General features: G+C 44.3%; 15 protein-coding genes and 1 pseudogene. 11 read left to right on the forward strand and 5 right to left on the reverse strand.

From position 1 onward, the window contains the following. Positions 1-204 precede the first annotated feature (204 nt). Positions 205-978: a sporulation protein gene (locus ACLFWI_RS02070; RefSeq protein WP_446411520.1), complete on the forward strand. Its 774-nt coding sequence runs from the start codon at positions 205-207 to the stop codon at positions 976-978. A 180-nt stretch (positions 979-1,158) separates the two neighbouring features. On the opposite strand, the gene ACLFWI_RS02075 is transcribed toward ACLFWI_RS02070, so the two are convergent. From ACLFWI_RS02075 to ACLFWI_RS02085, 3 genes are all read right to left on the reverse strand, one after another. Continuing rightward, a complete protein-coding gene (locus ACLFWI_RS02075; RefSeq protein ID WP_446411521.1) occupies positions 1,159-2,811 on the reverse strand; it encodes an amidase family protein in 1,653 nt (550 codons plus the stop codon). Positions 2,812-2,937: 126 nt separating this feature from the next. Beyond that, entirely contained in the window at positions 2,938-4,032 is a 1,095-nt protein-coding gene (locus ACLFWI_RS02080) for a hybrid sensor histidine kinase/response regulator (RefSeq protein WP_446411522.1), read from the reverse strand. Positions 4,033-4,091: 59 nt separating this feature from the next. Beyond that, complete coding sequence (locus ACLFWI_RS02085) at positions 4,092-7,748, reverse strand: PAS domain S-box protein (RefSeq protein ID WP_446411523.1); 3,657 nt, start codon at positions 7,746-7,748, stop codon at positions 4,092-4,094. Between the two features lie 313 nt (positions 7,749-8,061). Here ACLFWI_RS02085 and ACLFWI_RS02090 point away from each other — a divergent pair, with 313 nt between their 5' ends. From ACLFWI_RS02090 to ACLFWI_RS02115, 6 genes are all read left to right on the forward strand, one after another. Continuing rightward, the gene (locus ACLFWI_RS02090; protein WP_446358159.1) at positions 8,062-8,253 is read left to right on the forward strand and encodes a hypothetical protein; all 192 of its coding nucleotides are present in this window, start codon (positions 8,062-8,064) and stop codon (positions 8,251-8,253) included. An 8-nt stretch (positions 8,254-8,261) separates the two neighbouring features. Further along, complete coding sequence (locus tag ACLFWI_RS02095) at positions 8,262-8,735, forward strand: hypothetical protein (RefSeq protein ID WP_446411524.1); 474 nt, start codon at positions 8,262-8,264, stop codon at positions 8,733-8,735. Positions 8,736-8,818: 83 nt separating this feature from the next. Then, positions 8,819-9,211 (forward strand): hypothetical protein, encoded by a 393-nt coding sequence (locus ACLFWI_RS02100; protein ID WP_446411525.1) that lies wholly within the window; start codon positions 8,819-8,821, stop codon positions 9,209-9,211. A gap of 140 nt (positions 9,212-9,351) precedes the next feature. Continuing rightward, positions 9,352-9,744 carry a hypothetical protein gene (locus ACLFWI_RS02105; RefSeq protein ID WP_446411526.1) on the forward strand — a complete coding sequence of 131 codons (393 nt, stop codon included), beginning with the start codon at positions 9,352-9,354 and terminating at the stop codon, positions 9,742-9,744. A 386-nt stretch (positions 9,745-10,130) separates the two neighbouring features. Next, positions 10,131-10,568, forward strand: coding sequence for an Hsp20/alpha crystallin family protein (locus ACLFWI_RS02110; RefSeq protein ID WP_446411527.1), 438 nt, complete (start codon positions 10,131-10,133; stop codon positions 10,566-10,568). Positions 10,569-10,709: 141 nt separating this feature from the next. Next, positions 10,710-10,895, forward strand: coding sequence for a hypothetical protein (locus ACLFWI_RS02115; RefSeq protein ID WP_446411528.1), 186 nt, complete (start codon positions 10,710-10,712; stop codon positions 10,893-10,895). Here the strand turns inward: ACLFWI_RS02115 and pyk are convergent. Next, positions 10,841-12,625, reverse strand: a complete 1,785-nt coding sequence (gene pyk, locus ACLFWI_RS02120) for a pyruvate kinase (RefSeq protein WP_446411529.1) — start codon at positions 12,623-12,625, stop codon at positions 10,841-10,843. The two genes, ACLFWI_RS02115 and pyk, sit on opposite strands and share 55 nt — an antisense overlap. A 323-nt stretch (positions 12,626-12,948) precedes the next feature. Beyond that, positions 12,949-13,251: a hypothetical protein gene (locus ACLFWI_RS02125; RefSeq protein WP_446411530.1), complete on the reverse strand. Its 303-nt coding sequence runs from the start codon at positions 13,249-13,251 to the stop codon at positions 12,949-12,951. Between the two features lie 217 nt (positions 13,252-13,468). Here ACLFWI_RS02125 and ACLFWI_RS02130 point away from each other — a divergent pair, with 217 nt between their 5' ends. The 4 genes and pseudogenes from ACLFWI_RS02130 (at position 13,469) to ACLFWI_RS02145 (ending at position 17,324) form a co-directional block, all read left to right on the forward strand. Further along, the gene (locus ACLFWI_RS02130; RefSeq protein ID WP_446411531.1) at positions 13,469-13,624 is read left to right on the forward strand and encodes a hypothetical protein; all 156 of its coding nucleotides are present in this window, start codon (positions 13,469-13,471) and stop codon (positions 13,622-13,624) included. Next, the gene (locus ACLFWI_RS02135; RefSeq protein WP_446411532.1) at positions 13,602-15,863 is read left to right on the forward strand and encodes a hypothetical protein; all 2,262 of its coding nucleotides are present in this window, start codon (positions 13,602-13,604) and stop codon (positions 15,861-15,863) included. Before ACLFWI_RS02130 ends, ACLFWI_RS02135 begins: the two co-directional genes overlap by 23 nt. Then, a pseudogene (locus ACLFWI_RS02140) lies at positions 15,806-16,475 on the forward strand (serine/threonine protein kinase); the annotation flags it as partial. The gene ACLFWI_RS02135 and the pseudogene ACLFWI_RS02140, both read left to right, overlap by 58 nt. 333 nt (positions 16,476-16,808) lie before the next feature. Continuing rightward, positions 16,809-17,324: a protein kinase domain-containing protein gene (locus tag ACLFWI_RS02145; protein ID WP_446411533.1), complete on the forward strand. Its 516-nt coding sequence runs from the start codon at positions 16,809-16,811 to the stop codon at positions 17,322-17,324. Positions 17,325-17,619 lie beyond the last annotated feature (295 nt).

Genomic DNA, 17,619 nt, shown 5'->3' on the forward strand with positions numbered 1-17,619 from the left:
ATATAGCAATCCTAAATAGGTTGTGAAAAATCAAAAGAGAGACTTAATATCAATCATGGCGAAATCGTTGGTGTGCGTTTAGCGAAGCCATGCCGCAGGCTTTGCATCTTGCTCGCTACTAATACCCAATTTAAATGCATGACAGCTTACCTAAACGAAAGTGATATAATAGAGTATTATCATTATAAAAACCATATCAGAATCATGTTTAAAAAACTTCTATCCAGAGTAGGAATTGGTGCCGCCACCGTTGATACTCGCCTATCAGTAGCGTCTTTGGTTCCGGGTGAAATGCTCACGGGAGATGTTCATATTACAGGTGGAGAGTCTGACCAAGAGATTGATGATATTTACCTCTACGTTGAGACGGAATACAAACGGGAATATGAGGATACAACAACGACAGAAACCTGCGAATTGGTCAAGTATTGTCTGAGTGAGCGCTTTGACTTACAACCCCAAGAAACCAAAGTTATCCCCTTTTCTTTCCCACTTCCTTATGAAACTCCACTGACCCTGGGATATCAACCCGTTTATGTGCGAACTGGGTTGGATATTTCTATGGCAATTGATCCTAAAGACACTGATTATATAGAGGTGCGTCCCCATCCTTTAATGCAATTGGTGCTGGAAGCTTGTCAAAATCTAGGGTTTCAACTTCACAAAGTTGATTGTGAGTATAATCCTTATTTCAGTGGAAATGTTCCCTTTGTCCAAGAGTTTGAATTTCGACCGATTGGTCAATATCAGGGACAGTTAGATGAATTGGAAGTTGTGTTTTCACTCCAGTCAGATGATTTATTAGATGTTTTCTTAGAAATCGATAAACGGGCGCGGGGTTTTGGTGGTTTTCTACAAGAAGCCTTTGATATAGATGAACGTTATGCCCGTGTGCAAATTTCATCGGATTATTTGACCAGTCCGCTAACGGATGTTGAGGCTATTTTAGATAGTACGATTCAAAGTTATTTAAGTTAAGACAAGAAGGCAGAGGGCAAAGGTTTAAAGCCTTTATCGGTGAAAAACCTGCCTAATAGCGAGAGAGGCTCAGCGAGCGAGACGCTCGCACTACTCTTCCCTCCTGCCTCCCGCCTCTTCCCCCCACCAAAAGTTTTTTACTGCTACGTAGTCGTTTGAGCCATTACGAATGTCCTAACACTACTGGCGATAGCTATAATTTCTTGACTCATCGGACAAGGAAGGTGTGTTTGCTGGAGGGCGTCGAAACTGGGTTGCTTGTTCATAAGCGTAAGCAAATCCCAGCAATTCTTGCTCAGTATAAGGAGCGCCAAAAAAGGTCAATCCTAGAGGTAATCCCTGCTCAGTAAAGCCCATCGGTACAGAAATTCCTGGAAAGCCAGAGACGTTAGCTAAATACCCTGGTGTATAGGGATCGTCTACGTTGCACTGGTAAGTTGGATCATTTTGTATCGTGTATAAAGGACTAGCCGGACAAAGCATCGTCGGGAAAACGATCGCATTAAGCTTTTGAGCTTGCATAATGCCCAGAATCTCTTGACGGACTTGGGGAAACTCAAAATGGATGATACTGAGGTATTCAATATCAGCTAATTCTCGGTGTTCTAGCGATTCCTTAAAGCTGTGAATGCGACCAGGATTTAATGCCTGCATTGAATTAGCAATCTGATTAGACAAGCTCAAAGAAATCATGCTCTCTAAGTTGTCGGGAAACGAAGGGTTAAGAGTCTTAAGATAGTTTTCGATCTGCGGTTCAAATTCCGCCGCCGTCACCTTCTCCATTAAAGACCAAAGATTTTCTAGCTTGGGTGAAAAGTCTACAACTTCCACCGTTGCACCGAGTTCCCTCAGCTTAGCAACCGCCGCCTTGGTTAAGGCGTCTACTTCTGGGTTTCCCCCTTGGAAATCAATAGCCACCCCAATTCGAGCGCCGTTCAAAGCCTCTGCCTTGAGAAATGGGGTGTAATCCTGGTGTGACTTGCCTTGGCTTTCTAAAGTACGGTAATCATTGGCATCAACGCCTGCCATAATGCCAAGCGCGATCGCAGCATCTCTCACCGTTCGCGCCATGGGTCCGGCGGTATCGAAGGAAAGGGTAAGAGGGATAATGCCATCCCGACTGACTAGCCCTTGAGTCGGCTTGATACCCACAATACCAGTAACTGCTGCCGGACCGCGAATCGAGCCGGATGTATCCGTTCCCGTTGCCAACATCGCGAAGTTAGCCGCGATCGCAGCCGCACTACCACCACTTGAGCCGGAAGGATTGCGACTTAAGTTATAGGGATTTAAGGTTAACCCGCCTAAAGAGCTATACCCAAGCCAGCCATCCGATGAAGCGAACTCGCTCATGTTGGCTTTGGCGAGAATAATCGCCCCCGCTTGCCGTAGCTTCTGGACTGTAAACGCATCGTCTGGTGGCACAGAGCCTTTGAGCAAAACCGAGCCTGCTGTAGTTGGCATATCGGCTGTATTATAGTTATCTTTGAGGATAATCGGGATTCCGTGCAACGGGCTACGCTTGCCTTTCTCTTGCCGTTCTCGATCAAGTTCTTTTGCCTCAGCCAATGCATTGGAATTGATAGAAATTAGCGCATTAATCCCAGCATTTTTATCCTCATAAGCTTGGATGCGGTTTAGATAGAGTTGCACCAATTGCTCAGACGTCAAGTGTCCACTATCAAACGCTTGGTTAACATCCGATACCGTTGCTTCCCTCAGTCGGAAGGTTTCAGCTATTGCCGACAGGGGAAACCCGCTGAAGCCAATGACTGACAAAATAGCAATGGCTTGATTCGTGAGTTTTGATAAGTTGGAGGAGTGTTTTTTCATTCATTGTCGTTTTTTCTTTCGCTGAATATTACCATAAGTCGTCGGATTTTCATTAAAATTAACGGTTGAGATTAGGGAACAGGGAATAGTAATGGGTTCAGGCATTGTCTCTAGGACGGTAAATCCTCATTCTCCAACTAAACTTACACAGATGGTTGTTCCCTTACCCGGAATACTTTCAATGGTTAATTCTCCCCCATGTAATTGAGCTAAACGCTGGGCGATCGCTAACCCTAATCCTGAGCCTTGTTGTTCATAGAGTTTGCGCTCAAACTGCATGTAGGCTCCCAGATTGGCGATTTGCTCCGATGTCATCCCCCGTCCCTGATCAGTAATGGTGAGAATGACCCGATTTTGCTCGACGCGATCGCAGATGCTGACGGCTGTTCCTGGTGGGGAAAATTTAAACGCATTATCAACCAGTTCTTCGATCAATTTCCGCAGATTTGCTTCCGACATATAAATCTTGGTTCCTTGCAGGTTTAACTCTAAATCTGCTTCTCGATCGACTTGTTTGGCTTTCTGATGAACGACCTCAAAAATTAGGGGTTGACTGTCCGTTTTGACCTCACGACTTTGTAGTGCTTGCAGCCTTGCTGGATCATTTGCCATTAATTCCAGTTCAGCATAGAGTAAGAAGTTCTTAGTCAGCCGATATAAACGTTGACTTGATGTGTGAATATCTTGTACAATTTCCAGAGCTTCATCTCGGTCAATATCATCGTATTCATTAATAAAAAAGCTAGATGACGCGATAATTCCATTTAGGGGTGTATACAATTCATGGGGAAGAGAGTGGCAGATTTGACCGCGTAACTCATCCAACTTCTTTTGGGATTGTCGTTCCAGAACACCCTGTTTCTCAAATCGCGCCGCGATCGCTCTTAGCAACGCCTCTCTCGTAAACGGTTTACTTAAATAATCATCTGCGCCGGATTCCATCCCCTGACGCAGATCCGCTTTGGCGGATTTAGCGGTAAGAAAAATAAACGGAATGGCTTCAGTGGAGAGATTTTGGCGTAGCTGTGTTAACACTCCATATCCATCCACTTCTGGCATCATAATGTCACATATAATTAAATCGGGTCGTTGCTGTTGTGCCAATTGGATACCAGTTTTACCATTTTCTGCCAAAATTACTTCAAAATCTTCTGCTGATAACAGTTCATAAATGTTCTCTCGAATACCTTCTTCGTCTTCAATAATTAAAATTGTACTCATTCATCTCACCTTTTAAAATTTTCTACTTTTATCAAAAATCCGACTTCAACAATCAATGATCAAATACCCAGAACTACAGTAAACGTTGTACCCACACCGACTTGGCTCTCAACGCTGATTGTACCTCCATGCATATCAACTGCTTTTTTGACAATGGATAGTCCCAAGCCTGTCCCGGAAATATTTCCCACATTTGTGCCGCGATGGAATGATTCAAAGAGGCGTTGTTGGTCGGCTTGAGAAATACCTATTCCTTTGTCTTTTATGCGAAAAATTAATTCTTTACGGCGACAAATGAGTTCCAGACAAACCGGACGTTCAATCGGGGAATACTTCAGCGCGTTTGATAATAAATTGCCGAGGATATGGCGCAGTAGTTTTTGATCAAGGGAAACTGGAGCCAACTGACCCTGATGGGTAAAGCATAACGAATGTTGGCGACCAATTCCCTGTTGAAACTCCTCAACCAACTGTTGACAAAATTGCCGCACATCCATCGGAGCGGGTTTAAAGTCTAATTTCCCGGCTTCGGCTTTACCCAACAAGAGGATATCATTCAGCATCTGAGTGATATGATGCACATTCGATTGAATTCGCTCAAAATGAATCTGTTTTTTCTCTTCTGTAAACTTCGAGGAATAATATTTAAGTAATTCGGTAGAACTGAGAATTGTGGTTAAAGGGGTGCGAAACTCATGGGAGGTCATCGAAATAAAGCGGGATTTGAGTTCATTGAGTTCCTGTTCCCGTGCTAAGGCTTGGCGAATCTCCTGTTCGGCTTGCTTATACTCGGTGATATCTTCGGCAATTCCCACAATCCGATAAACTTGTCCAGACGCATCATAAACCGGAAACGCGCGATCGCGAATCCAACGCTGTTCACCTCCCGGCTGGATAATCCGATAGTCTTCGTGATACTCCCCCCTAGCCTGTTTCGCAAACGCCGCTATCACCCGTTCTCGATCCTCTGGATGAATCGTTTCGACAAAGGATAAAGGATTGTCATAAATACTTTCACAACTACGACCCCAGATCTGTTGATAGGCTGGACTAACATATATCATCTGAGACTTTGCCACATCTGTAATCCAAAACACTTCATGAATGTTCTCAGCAAGCTGGCGAAACCGTTGCTCACTCTCCTGTAGCGCTGCTTCTGTGTCCTTGCGATCGCTAATATCTTCGATCACACCGACAAAATAGTCCAATTCCCCTGTAGACTTTCGCACCAATGAACCCGTGAGATTCACCCAAACGATTGAGCCGTCTTTGCGAATGTAGCGCTTCTCCATGGAGAATGTCTTAATCTCACCCGCTAACAACTGGTTAACGTAATGTTTATCTCCATCAACGTCATCGGGGTGGGTAATATCCACAAAGGTTTTCGTCAACAATTCATCCAGCGTATATCCCACGATATCGCAAAAGGTTTGATTAACCCGCAAAAAGCGATCGTCCCATCCGGTATGAGTAATTCCTACCGTCACCTGTTCAAAAGTTGAGCGGAATCGTTCTTCACTGGCTCTTAGCGCCGCTTCCGTTTGCTGACGTTGGGTAATATCGCGACAGATACAAATAAAATTACCCTCTGGAGTCAACGTTAGGGAGACTTCCTCAGCAAACGTACTCCCATTTTGACGTAGCGCCACCGCTTCACCGCGCCAATACCCCTGTTGCTGCAAAATGGTAAAAATATCGCGCTCAAATCGCGTGATTTCCTCTGGAGGATACAGGTGTCGCCAAGACTTCCCCAGCAACGCTTCCGAGGTATCATATCCAAACAGTTGAACATGGGCGGGGTTTAGATAAGTATACTCCCCCTTAGCATTAAGAATCGCAATTCCTTCTGTGGTGGCTTCAATCGCTGCTAACTTTTGTCGCAATTGGGTTTCTACCTGTTGACGTTCGGCAATTTCATGCTGTAATTTTTGGTTACTTTGCTGCAATTGAGTCGTGCGTTCTTCAACCCGGCGTTCTAGTTCTTGTTTCACCTGTTGCAGTTCTAATTCCACTCTTTTACGTTGGATGAGTTCCGTTTGCACCTGCTCAAATAGACTAGATTGTTGAATCCCAATTCCTACCTGTACAGCTAACTGTTGCAGTAACTCAATTTCTGACGTTTGCCACTGTCTAGGTGCATGACACTGTTGAGCCGTCAGCAGTCCCCATAATTCATCGTCTTTAATGATAGGAACCACTAAGTTGGCGCGAACTTGTAAGCTGGCTAAAAGTTCAACATGACAAGGGGTGAGTCCAGCGGTATAAATATCGGCTGTGGCTTGGAAACGACCGTTTTTGTAAGACTCAACACTTGTTTTTTCAAAGCAGGGATCATGAACAACCACGCCAGACAGGGACTGCCATTCAGCACCCACCGATTCCACCATCACAGTACCACTCCAGTCAGAGTGAAATCGATAAATTAGTACCCGGTCAACTTGAAGCCATTCTCGTACTTCTTGCAGGGTGGTTTTGAGAATGTCTTCAAGGTGCAGAGATTGACGAATTCGCGACGATATCCTGTAAAGTAGATGTTCTTTTGCTGAGTGTTGAGTGTTGATTGTTGACCCTTCGCCACCCTGATAGGGAACCTGGTTTGTAGGGGCGGGTAATGAAACTTTCTTTTCGCTATTGATGGTATCGTTTGTACAAAACCCGCCCTGACTGAGTGTTAACTGCGACTGGGTATCAGTTTGAGGAGTCAGTTCAGCATTAGCTGGAGAAATAGAGGGCAAAATTGGATTGAGAAACGAGAAGGTTTTGCTATTCAGGTTTATCGCCCGCAACAAGCTGTCTTGGTCAATCATTCCCTGCCATTCTCCCTGATTCCCTAAGACGATCAATTGCTGAGTGTGCCACTGTTGCATCCGTTGATATGCCGTACCTAAAAAATCATCAGCACGAATACTAAACCACGCCGAACTCATTAGCGTTTGGGCATCAAGCTGTTGAAAATCTAATGGTAATGTTTGAAACTGAACAATATCGTCGGCTGTAACAATTCCCATGGGAATAGGGGATTGACGAAACGATAAAACAGAGGAAAAGTCTAAATCTGTAACCGTCTCCCCTGTTCCCTGTTCCCTATATCGAACAATCACCACGTAACCAACACCATGAGTTGCCATCAACTGAGCTAACTTTTGCACTGGTGCTGTAGGAGGCGCACAAATTACCTGAGTTGTCATCACTTCAGCCACAGAATGTAACCCCATTACATCCGTCATTTGTAGGAGGTGGCGCATTCTCTGGGGGGTGACAATTCCCAAAAGATAACCACTCTCATTGAATATGGGTAGATGATGAATACCATGTTGCTGGAACAAGTTGAGGATGATTGTTACATCTTGACAGTCTGATGCGTTTAGAGTGACTAATTTCCGAGTCATCACATCAGCCGCCGTCAGTGCGTCTAAATTTATATCCAACGCGGCTAACCGGACAAAATCTTGCTCTGTCAACAAACCCAGCAGTTGCATTCCCTGCATGACTAAAACACAACTGGTTCTCGCCTGCTTCATCAAAGGCCAATCGGGTAAGGGATGGCAACTTTTGGTAGACGTGTCTGATAAACCGAGGCTGCAATCACATCCAGCTTCTTGAGCAATCAGACGGATAACCTCACTCAAGGTTGTATCAGGTGCAACACTCAAGGGATAAGGATCAATTACCGCCTCTAACGGTAATGACGAGAGGGAGAGGTTTAGGAATGACATGGCAAACGTCAGGAGTGTAACGATAGAGGAGTCTGGGGTCTTACCTTTTATCAAATGTCAAGTCAACGTGATTTGGCATCCGTAGGTTTACGGACTCTGAGAACTTGATTATTCTCATTCACCGTATTTTTTCTGAGGTTTTGTCATTGGTGATTTTCACCTCTGCTCCCCTGCAATCCTGCTCCCCTGCCTTCTTATATGTCCGAGGAATTGCGGAATCAGAAAATTATCAGCCCTATTTTTTTGTGTAATTTCCCTGAGGAAAAATAAGGCAAATATCTCTAGGATTGATTTAGAGTCAAGGTGATGTTTTATGCGGGTTCATCAACATTCTATTTTATTGGCAGAGGTGAAGCAACTGGTTGAGCAACTTCCGCTGGAAGACAAGGCTCAATTAGTTGAAAATTTGTTAACCGGAACTGACTCACCAGCGATTTTTGGGTGCTTGGATTTATCGAATTTGTTTTTCGCGATCGCGAGTTGGATTGCTACACGAGAACTATAAGCCGAACCATGAGTAAGACCCCTTTTTCAGACCCCTTTTTTGCCCAAATTCCTGGGGAAACACTCCAGACATTCACACCAGAACAGTTAGAGGCGATTAAATATGCCTTTAGTCCCCGCCCTTGGCAAACGCATCCGGTTGATATCCGCTTAACTTTGCCGATTCCTGGATGTCGCTTTTATCTCGTTTTGCTAGGCGGACGGGAATCGCGTTCTCCTCAACGGCGGCGTACTGAACGTTATCAATTTCCGCTATGGACGCCTGCCAATATTGTATTGATTACGGCTTTTTTTTCGTTACTGCTAACCTCCGGCTATGCCACAGTTTCAGTCGTCTTTGCTTCGTTCAAATCCTTTAGTCTTCCCACTACGGCTTATCCTGCCAGTCTGCCCTGGATTACTAACTCAGAACAGTGTCAAAAAAACAATAGAACCTGGTCAGAGGGGCAATGTTGGGACAGTGACCACAATCCTCTATTTTAATTCAATCTTGGCGTTAAAATATTAAGGTTTATTTGGGTAAATAAATTTTTTATAAAAACTACATTAGGAAAAACTAGCCGTTTATGAAGCAGTCAAAACCCGATCCATTCATTGAACAATTTTTCGCTCGAATTCCACGGAAAACTGCTACTACCTTTAATCAAGCTCAACTGGAAATACTCAAACAAACTTTCGGGAATCGTTCATCGAAAAAACATACTGTTGATTTGCGGTTATCGATGCCATTTCCCCAAGGAGGCTTTTACTGGGTGCTATTGATGGGGAGGGAAAAACGTGGTCGAGATCGCCTTCAGCAAGAGCGGCGGAAACATCCCCTCTGGACGGTTGCCAATGGTTTAGTAATTTCCGGATTTGTATTGATGATTGCCATAGCTTTACTCGGTACAGTTTTTATTTTGGAAGAGCGGGCAGACATTCAGATTAACCCAGAGGTTAACAACTTTGTCAAGGAATAAATCAACGCAGGTTTGAGTATCGACAGCTTTTTCCCGTGAAAAGGACTGAATTCGTGGGTGGAGGTGATGGAACCATAGGGAGATGTGCCAGAATCACGCCTTCGGTAACCTAAACTTAAATTCGATTTAAAGAGAGAATAATGGTGGAGAATTCCCAAACACACAATCAGACAACTCCGGAAAATGAAGCCAATCTGGATGCGATCGCCACTGACGCCACCAACGCGATTAACCAACTCCCCACAGTCGCCCAGACTCAGCTTCCGGGAACCAAAGAACTCCTGAGACGATTACAGCGAATTATTGAGGCGGAGGATAACTTATCTCCCCAAGACAAAGCCCAAGCCTTAGAACAGGTGAAGATACTCGCCGAAGCGGGTAAGAATCCCCAAGCGCAACAGAAACAGGAACAAGCCCAAACCGCCATGAGAATTTTACGCGGGATGATTGCCGAATTACCCAACGCCCATGACTTTCTGGAAGAAAGTACGCGGATATTACCCCAACTAGCGTCTATTTTTGGTGTTAAATAGGGTTGGCTGAATAAGTGGTGAGGTGAGGGGGAGATGGGGGAGTAGAGACGTAGCATGAGGAGTCTCTACATTGAGACGTAGCATGAGGAGTCTGGGAGATGGGGAAGCCGCAGTACATTTTTGCTGATCCAGATACCAGGATTTTCAGGATCTAGGTACCAAAACCTGGCACTTTGCCCAACTATTGTGTCCTTGATACTAACCGTTATTTGCCTTGACCCCAAAACTGAGGAAACACACCCCGAACAGGTGCGGTGAATACTACTCCAATAGGGTATTGAACCGAATCTCTCTACCTCTTGAGTTTTTGTATTCTAAAAACATGGAAAGAGGTGGTTCTACAAAACCCATGAAATACTCACTTCGTTTTTAGAGGGTTATACATTATGGCACTGATTCGTTGGGAACCGTTCCGGGAAATTGATTCCTTACAAAATGAAATGAACCGTCTGTTTGACAGCCTCACACCGACAAGCCGTTCTGAATGGGCAGGAAACTTTGTTCCCCCCGCCGAAATGCACGAAAATGGGGATGCGGTTTACCTCAAACTCGAAGTTCCAGGCATAGACGCCAAAAATCTGGACGTGCAAGTTACCGCAGAAGCCGTCTCCATTAGTGGTCAACGCCAAGCTGAAACCAAGACTGACCAAAAAGGTGTCACGCGCAGTGAATTCCGCTATGGCAAATTCCAACGAGTAATTCCTTTACCGACTCGAATTCAGAACGATAAAGTGGAAGCCGATTACAAAAATGGCATCTTGATGCTAACTCTACCCAAAGCAGAAGCCGAAAAAACCAAAGTGGTCAAAGTTAACATCAGCTAATCTTAGCCAAACACTCCTATGGGCGCACCGACATGCGCCCTATTTCCCTGAAAAAGCTATTGTTGAGAATGGCGCTAAGTAATCGTTATGGCGTGACCCAGCTAAAATGGTGCATTAGTATCGGGGAAAACGGATCTAATAATGAGAACACCCCGTCAGGGACGCGATCGCTCTCCAAATATCTGGATGAGTCCTTGCACTTTGCCCGGTGAAAAAATCCTTAAAACCATTACCAACTATACCTTCTACATTAATGCAGCCAGCCCTAATTATCACACCATGACCGCCCCACTGCTAGCTGGACTCGCCGCCATCGCCCCGGAATAGACTAAACCGCGCTGCGTATCCAGGGTGATAATCGCACCATCCCGAATCCGCTGGGTGGCATTTTTCACCCCAACAATCACCGGAACTCCCAAACGCATCCCAATCACCGCGGCGTGACTGGTTAAACTATCTTCCTCCGTCACCACTCCGGAGGCTTTACGCATGGTATCGACAAAATCGGCACTGGTTGACGGAACCACCAGGATTTCACCGGGACTAAAGTTGTTCACCTCTGTCGCACTATACGCCACCCGCGCTAAACCACTCACTGACCCTTTGCCAATGCCAATCCCTTGACCCAGGACAGCCGTGACTACTTCCACTTTAATTAAATCCGTGGAACCCGGAACCCCTTGCAATGTCCCCGCCGTCATCACCACCAAATCGCCCTCGGCGACAAGCTGTTTTTCCTGGGCGACATTAATCGCGGCTTGGAATGTCTGACCCGTTGACGGTAAATCCAACACCAATAGCGGTCGAATTCCCCAAACCAGTTGCAATTGTCGGGCTACATCCACATGGGGTGTCACCGCCAGAATTGGAGTCGAGGGGCGAAACTTGGAGACATTTCGAGCCGTAGATCCCGTTTTAGTTAGGGTCATAATTGCACAGGCTTGTAACTGTTCAGCAATTTGACCCACCGCCTGGGATATCGCATTGGGAATTGAGCGGCGCGTATCTTCGATGTTCCGCACAATTTCCTCTTGTTCGATACGGGTGGCAATTTTTGCCATCGTGGATACCGCTTCTACGGGATAGTTACCCACGGCGGTTTCATTGGACAGCATTACGGCGTCAGTCCCGTCTAAAATGGCATTTGCCACATCAGAAATCTCTGCACGGGTAGCACGCGGAGAGTTGACCATGCTATCCAGCATCTGGGTGGCGGTAATCACCGGAATTCCCAGACGATTGGCGGTGGTAATCAGCCGCTTTTGTAAGATAGGCACATCCTCAGCCGGTAATTCTACCCCTAAGTCACCCCTCGCCACCATTACCCCATCGGCGAGGGAGAGGATAGCGTCCATTTGTTCAATGGCTTCGTGCTTTTCAATTTTGACAATAACGGGGACATCTTTCCCGGCGCTGGTAATCAGTTCTTTGATCTCCAGCACATCTTGGGGATTACGCACAAAGCTAAGGGCGACCCAATCAACCCCTTGGTCTAAGCCAAACATCAAATCCCGACGGTCTTTATCGGTGAGGGCGCGAATGGAGAGGTAGACCCCTGGAAAGTTGACACCTTTGCTATTGGAAAGTTTACCACCGACAACGACCCGACAATGTAAGGTTCCTTTCTCGCGATTAATCTCTTCTACCCGCATCTCCACTCTGCCATCGTCGAGGAGAATCGTGGCACCATTGGGGACTTCATCAGCAAGGGGTTGATAGGTGACAGAACTGATCTCCTGAGTGCCGATTAGGGGTTCACTGGTTAAGGTGAAGCGATCGCCTCGTTCTAGTGTAATCGAACCGTTCTCAAATTTGCCTAAGCGGATTTTTGGTCCCTGTAAGTCTTGCAGGATACCTACAGGTTGATTCAGTTCAAAGGCGGTTTGGCGAATCAGGCGAATACTACGCTGATGGTCATCATGAGTGCCATGGGAAAAGTTTAGCCGCAACGTCGTGGCACCTGCTTTAATCAGATCTCTGAGTACCTCTGGATGACTGGTAGCAGGACCAATCGTGGCTACAATCTTGGTTCGACGCCGGGATGTGTACAGTTGCATAAGCAGAAAAGGGGATGAGTCAGTAGGTGGGAGTAACGTTAACGGCGAGAATTGTCATTTGTCATTTGTCATTTGTCATTCGTTATCGCGAGAAGCAAGTGATGTCCTTTGTCTTAAATGGAATAGCACTGAAATAAGCATTTGGGGAGCGCCAAAACCCTTTATCTATCGTAGGGTGGGCATTGCCCACCAGCCTTAAGTCAGTGACATTCGTCTTAAATGGGTCAGCGACAGTCGAGATAAATGATTGTATCGCTGTCCTTTGTCATTTGTCATTGGTCTTACGGGTAAGGATTAGTGTAGAGAGGTTCCCTGGTATCTGTCTATAGGGTTGATTGAGGAGACTCGAAGGTGACAGGTGTCTGACAATCAACCGGGGGTGAGGGTTGGCTGAACGATATCCCTAACACCATACCAGCAAGAATTAAGAACATGAGCCAGGATTGGCGGCGTTGGCGTTCATCGGATTGCGTCTCCTCATCCATTAGCCAATTCCACAGTAGGAAGCAAAGACTGACTCCAGGTTCGAGGTTGGATTTGAATAACCAGCCGATGAGATTAGGAATTAGGAATTCAGCTAATAGCCAGAGTTTCTTTTTCCAGGTTTTGGATGTTGGGGATTTCATGGCTTGACCTCGTTAAATCTGGGGTTATGAGGTCTAGTGTGGCGATTGAACAAATAGATTGAAAACTGCTAGTAGATAGGAATAAAAAGTAATTTTATTGCTTGGGTTGGTGGTAAATTAACGATAATCATCTACAAATAGATTGAAATATATAAATAGATAGAAATAATTGGAGATAGGTGGAAATAGTAGATTTTACGTTGGAGAAACAATTCTTATGCCTCAGCTTGGGGCAATGTGTGAACAAGATAAAATTAAGTTTGATACTCCGGGAAAAGAAGAGTTTCTGGGGATTGTGGTGAATCGCTGGTTAGAGTTTCCCTGGTTAAAACCGAATATTGATATATATTTTGCTGCTGATAAACCTAGATAAAATAAATGAAAAATTAGCCTATACTTTAACGGTATGGGCAAGGGAAGGATTAGCTGAAATTGATCCAGAATTAGCCGAGCCTATTGCTAAAAATATTTTCTATTTCAGTAATTTAGTTATACGGTTTCCCTTTGGTAATATCGCCAGTAATAAAGAAATCGCCATGGCTGGGTATCAAGCAGTGACTACTCTTATTACCCAGTCAGACTTTCCCCAACAATGGGCAATTACTCAACACCATCTGGCTATCGCCTACTATGAGAGAATTCGCGGGAATAGGGCAGAGAATATAGAACGGGTGATCGCACATCTTCATAACGCCTTACTTGTCTATACTCAGTCAGATTTTTCCCAAGCTTGGGCAGCCCTTCAAAACAATCTAGCGGCTGCCTATTGTGAGAGAATTCGTGGGGATAAGGCAGAAAATATAGAAGTAGCGATCGCACATTATCATAACGCTTTACTTATCTATACTCAGGCAAAATTTCCCCAAGATTGGGCAGGTATCCAAAACAATCTGGCGGCTGCCTACAGTGATAGAATACGCGGGGATAGGGCAGAGAATTTAGAAGCCGCGATCGCACATTATCAGAACGCTTTACTTGTCCGTACCCAGTCCGACTTTCCCCAACAATGGGCAATGACTCAAAATAATCTAGCTATTACATACTCTGATAGAATACGGGGGAATAAGGCTGAGAATATAGAAGACGCAATCGCCCATTATCATAATGCCTTACTTGTTTATACTCAGTCCGACTTTCCCCAAGAATGGGCAGGTACTCAAAACAATCTGGCTCTTGCCTATAGTAATAGAATACGTGGGGATAGGGCAGAGAATCTAGAAACCGCGATCGCACATTATCATAACGCCTTACTTGTCTATACCCAGTCAGACTTTCCCCAAGATTGGGCAATGACTCAAAATAATCTAGCTCTTGCCTACAATAATAGGATTAGGGGGGATAATGCAGAAAATATAGAAGAAGCAATTACACATTATCATAATGCCTTACTTGTCTATACCCAGTCAGACTTTCCCCAAGATTGGGCAATGACTCAACACAATCTGGCTTTTGCCTACCGTGATAGAATTCGTGGGGATAGGGTAGAGAATATAGAAAAAACAATCGCATATTTTCATAACGCTTTACTTGTCCGTACCCAGTCAGACTTTCCACAAAAATGGGCAATGACTCAAAAGGATATAGCTACTGCATACTGTAAGAGAATTCGGGGGGATAAGGCAGAGAATATAGAACGTGCTATAACTTATTGTAATAATGCCTTGCTTGTCTATACCCAATCAGACTTTCCCAAAAATTGGGCAATAACTCAACACACTCTAGCTACTGCCTACTGTGATAGAATTCGCGGGGATAGGGCAGAGAATATAGAAAACGCAATCGCACATTTTCAGAAGGCTTTACTTGTCCATACCCAGTCATACTTTCCCAAAAATTGGGCAATGACTCAAAACAATCTGGCTTTTGCCTACTATCATAGAATTCGGGGTAATCGGACAGAAAATATAGCAAAAACAATCGAACATTATCACAATACTCTGCTTATCTATAGCCCCGATAAATTCCCAATTGAGTGCTTCCACACTAGCCAAAATTTAGGTAGCATCGCCTGGGATAATCGCAATTGGCAGCTTGTTATTAAAGGCGACAAAATAGCTATTCAAGCTATCGAAAAAAGCCGAAACTGGGTCATGGATGAAGAACGCCGCCAAGAAATTATGGCGGAGTCTATTTATATCTATGATAGGATAGTGAAAGCTTATCTGAATATCGGTGAAATTGGCAAAGCTTTAGAATATACCGAACGTTTCCGTTGTCAACGATTAGTTGAATTGATGGCGAGTGATGTGCTTAACCCAGGGGGAGAAATTACTCCAGAAGTCCAAGAATTGTTAATCGACTATGAGGAATTGCAACAGCTGATTAATGCCCTACGGTTTAGTTTTCAAACAGAAGCGACGCCAGCATTAACGGGAAGTCGTCGATTGCCGGATGGGGATGAATTAGCAGCAAATCAAGCAGAAATTCAGAGATTAGAGGCACAAAAACAACAAGTTTGGAAACAATTACGTCGTTATGATCCCGTATTAGCGGGACAAATTCAGGTGGAACATCTGAATTTAGACCAGATGCAGGAGTTAATCCCAAATGATAGATGGAGTGGGACGAGTTTAAACTATTTGAACGCGAAGCGCAGGTTCTCAAAGCGCTGAATCATCCCCGTATCCCGAAACATCGGGATTATTTTTCCTTAGATGAACAGATGGGTCAAGGGTTGTGCTGGTTTTGTTTAGTACAGGATTATATTCCCGGTCAATCGCTTCAGCAATTACTTAATCAGGGGAAGCATTTCACACTCGCTCAGGTACGTTCCATTGCGATTCAAGTTTTAGAGATTTTGAGCTATTTACATGGGTTGAATCCACCTGTACTGCATCGCGATATTAAACCCAGTAATTTAATTTTTCAAGAGAATGTCGATATGGCTCAAGGTGCATCTGTCTATTTAGTTGATTTTGGTGCCGTCGCTGACCCCACCGTGGTTGAAGGAGTCACGTTTACGGTTGTCGGTACAGCAGGTTATGCCCCCACAATTTTGGGGTAAAGCAGTTCCCGCCTCAGATTTATATGCCTTGGGCGCTACATTAATTCATTTATTAACGGGGACAGCACCCGCTGATTTACCTCAGCAAAATTTACGTATTCATTTTCGCGATAGGGTCAGTTTAAGTCCTAGTTTTGTAAATTGGCTGGAATCCCTCACTGATCCAAGTTTGGAGCGGCGATTTAATTGTGCGTCTCAAGCTATCTCCACGCTCAATAATCTTAATCGATACTATTTATATAAAAATCATCGTCGCATTGATCGAAATAAAGTTTTGGTTAAACCATCTTTAAAAATATTCTGATCATGGATAATTAAAATATACATTGTACTAGGTATTGCCGCGTCGCTCGTGATTCCATTTATGATGTTTTTTAGTACAATGATAGGATTTTGTATGCAAGATTGTCGAGCCGGAGAAGGAATTCTCATGTTTTTAATGATTCCTTTTTTTATTGTGACATCAGTGCTAACCTGCAAAATAATAGCAGAATCATTTAAAAAACAAGTCAAATGAATTAAACATTATTTGATTAAAGCAGGAGGTAAAAATATGAAAAAAACAAAATATATTTTAAATAAACGCTATCAACTCCGAGAAAAAATTAGCGACAGATCAAGTCGTAAAACCTGGCTATCATTTGATTTATTCTCCGAATATAAACAACAATTAGTCATTGTTAAATTACTACCCTTTAGTCCCCAGATGCAGTGGGAGCATCTCAAATTATTTGAACGGGAAGCTCAAGTTCTCAAAAATATCAATCATCCCCGGATTCCTCGCTATCTCGACTATTTTTCAGTGGACGAGGAAGATGGTACTGGATTACGTTGGTTTGCCTTAGCACAAGAATATATTCCTGGTCAGTCTTTGCAACAGTTGCTTGATCAAGGTAAACGTTTTCCCGAACATCAAGTCCGTTACTTTGCTGAAGAGATTCTGACTATCTTGCGGCTGCGGGGAAGTCTGATCGTGCCATGGAAATCGCTGAAACCATCCAATCGTACTATGGCAGTAGGGAGAAAATGTTACACGCGATCGCGAACTATGAAAATTCTCAGTAAGTAACACCAGTCAGGTTTACATTACCCTAAGCCTCTTCCTTCTGAAGGAGTAAGCAGTTAGTATAGACGAATGGCACGCTCATTAAGCCCTGAATTCAAGCCCTGAACTAAAGTACTCGAAGAGAAGCTGCTCCTTGTCTACGGGCTAAGAGCTTAAACCAGTTAAAACTGGTTCAAACGCTTGCCCAGTAAGCTTTAGCTTACTTGAGCTTTGAGCCGGAAATTTATTTCCAGGCTCTTAATGTTAGCGACATTCTACTAAGAATAGATTGCTACTAAAAGTTTTATGGAGACATTAG

It is taken from the genome of Coleofasciculus sp. (assembly GCF_046539235.1).
Classification (GTDB): domain Bacteria; phylum Cyanobacteriota; class Cyanobacteriia; order Cyanobacteriales; family Coleofasciculaceae; genus Coleofasciculus.

What these genes read in the sequence shown, in the direction of transcription:
- ACLFWI_RS02070 (WP_446411520.1), top strand. Translation starts at nt 205, where the DNA reads ATGTTTAAAAAACTTCTATCCAGAGTAGGAATTGGTGCCGCCACCGTT.
- ACLFWI_RS02075 (WP_446411521.1), bottom strand. Translation starts at nt 2,811, where the DNA reads ATGAAAAAACACTCCTCCAACTTATCAAAACTCACGAATCAAGCCATT.
- ACLFWI_RS02080 (WP_446411522.1), bottom strand. Translation starts at nt 4,032, where the DNA reads ATGAGTACAATTTTAATTATTGAAGACGAAGAAGGTATTCGAGAGAAC.
- ACLFWI_RS02085 (WP_446411523.1), bottom strand. Translation starts at nt 7,748, where the DNA reads ATGTCATTCCTAAACCTCTCCCTCTCGTCATTACCGTTAGAGGCGGTA.
- ACLFWI_RS02090 (WP_446358159.1), top strand. Translation starts at nt 8,062, where the DNA reads ATGCGGGTTCATCAACATTCTATTTTATTGGCAGAGGTGAAGCAACTG.
- ACLFWI_RS02095 (WP_446411524.1), top strand. Translation starts at nt 8,262, where the DNA reads ATGAGTAAGACCCCTTTTTCAGACCCCTTTTTTGCCCAAATTCCTGGG.
- ACLFWI_RS02100 (WP_446411525.1), top strand. Translation starts at nt 8,819, where the DNA reads ATGAAGCAGTCAAAACCCGATCCATTCATTGAACAATTTTTCGCTCGA.
- ACLFWI_RS02105 (WP_446411526.1), top strand. Translation starts at nt 9,352, where the DNA reads ATGGTGGAGAATTCCCAAACACACAATCAGACAACTCCGGAAAATGAA.
- ACLFWI_RS02110 (WP_446411527.1), top strand. Translation starts at nt 10,131, where the DNA reads ATGGCACTGATTCGTTGGGAACCGTTCCGGGAAATTGATTCCTTACAA.
- ACLFWI_RS02115 (WP_446411528.1), top strand. Translation starts at nt 10,710, where the DNA reads ATGAGAACACCCCGTCAGGGACGCGATCGCTCTCCAAATATCTGGATG.
- pyk (WP_446411529.1), bottom strand. Translation starts at nt 12,625, where the DNA reads ATGCAACTGTACACATCCCGGCGTCGAACCAAGATTGTAGCCACGATT.
- ACLFWI_RS02125 (WP_446411530.1), bottom strand. Translation starts at nt 13,251, where the DNA reads ATGAAATCCCCAACATCCAAAACCTGGAAAAAGAAACTCTGGCTATTA.
- ACLFWI_RS02130 (WP_446411531.1), top strand. Translation starts at nt 13,469, where the DNA reads ATGCCTCAGCTTGGGGCAATGTGTGAACAAGATAAAATTAAGTTTGAT.
- ACLFWI_RS02145 (WP_446411533.1), top strand. Translation starts at nt 16,809, where the DNA reads ATGAAAAAAACAAAATATATTTTAAATAAACGCTATCAACTCCGAGAA.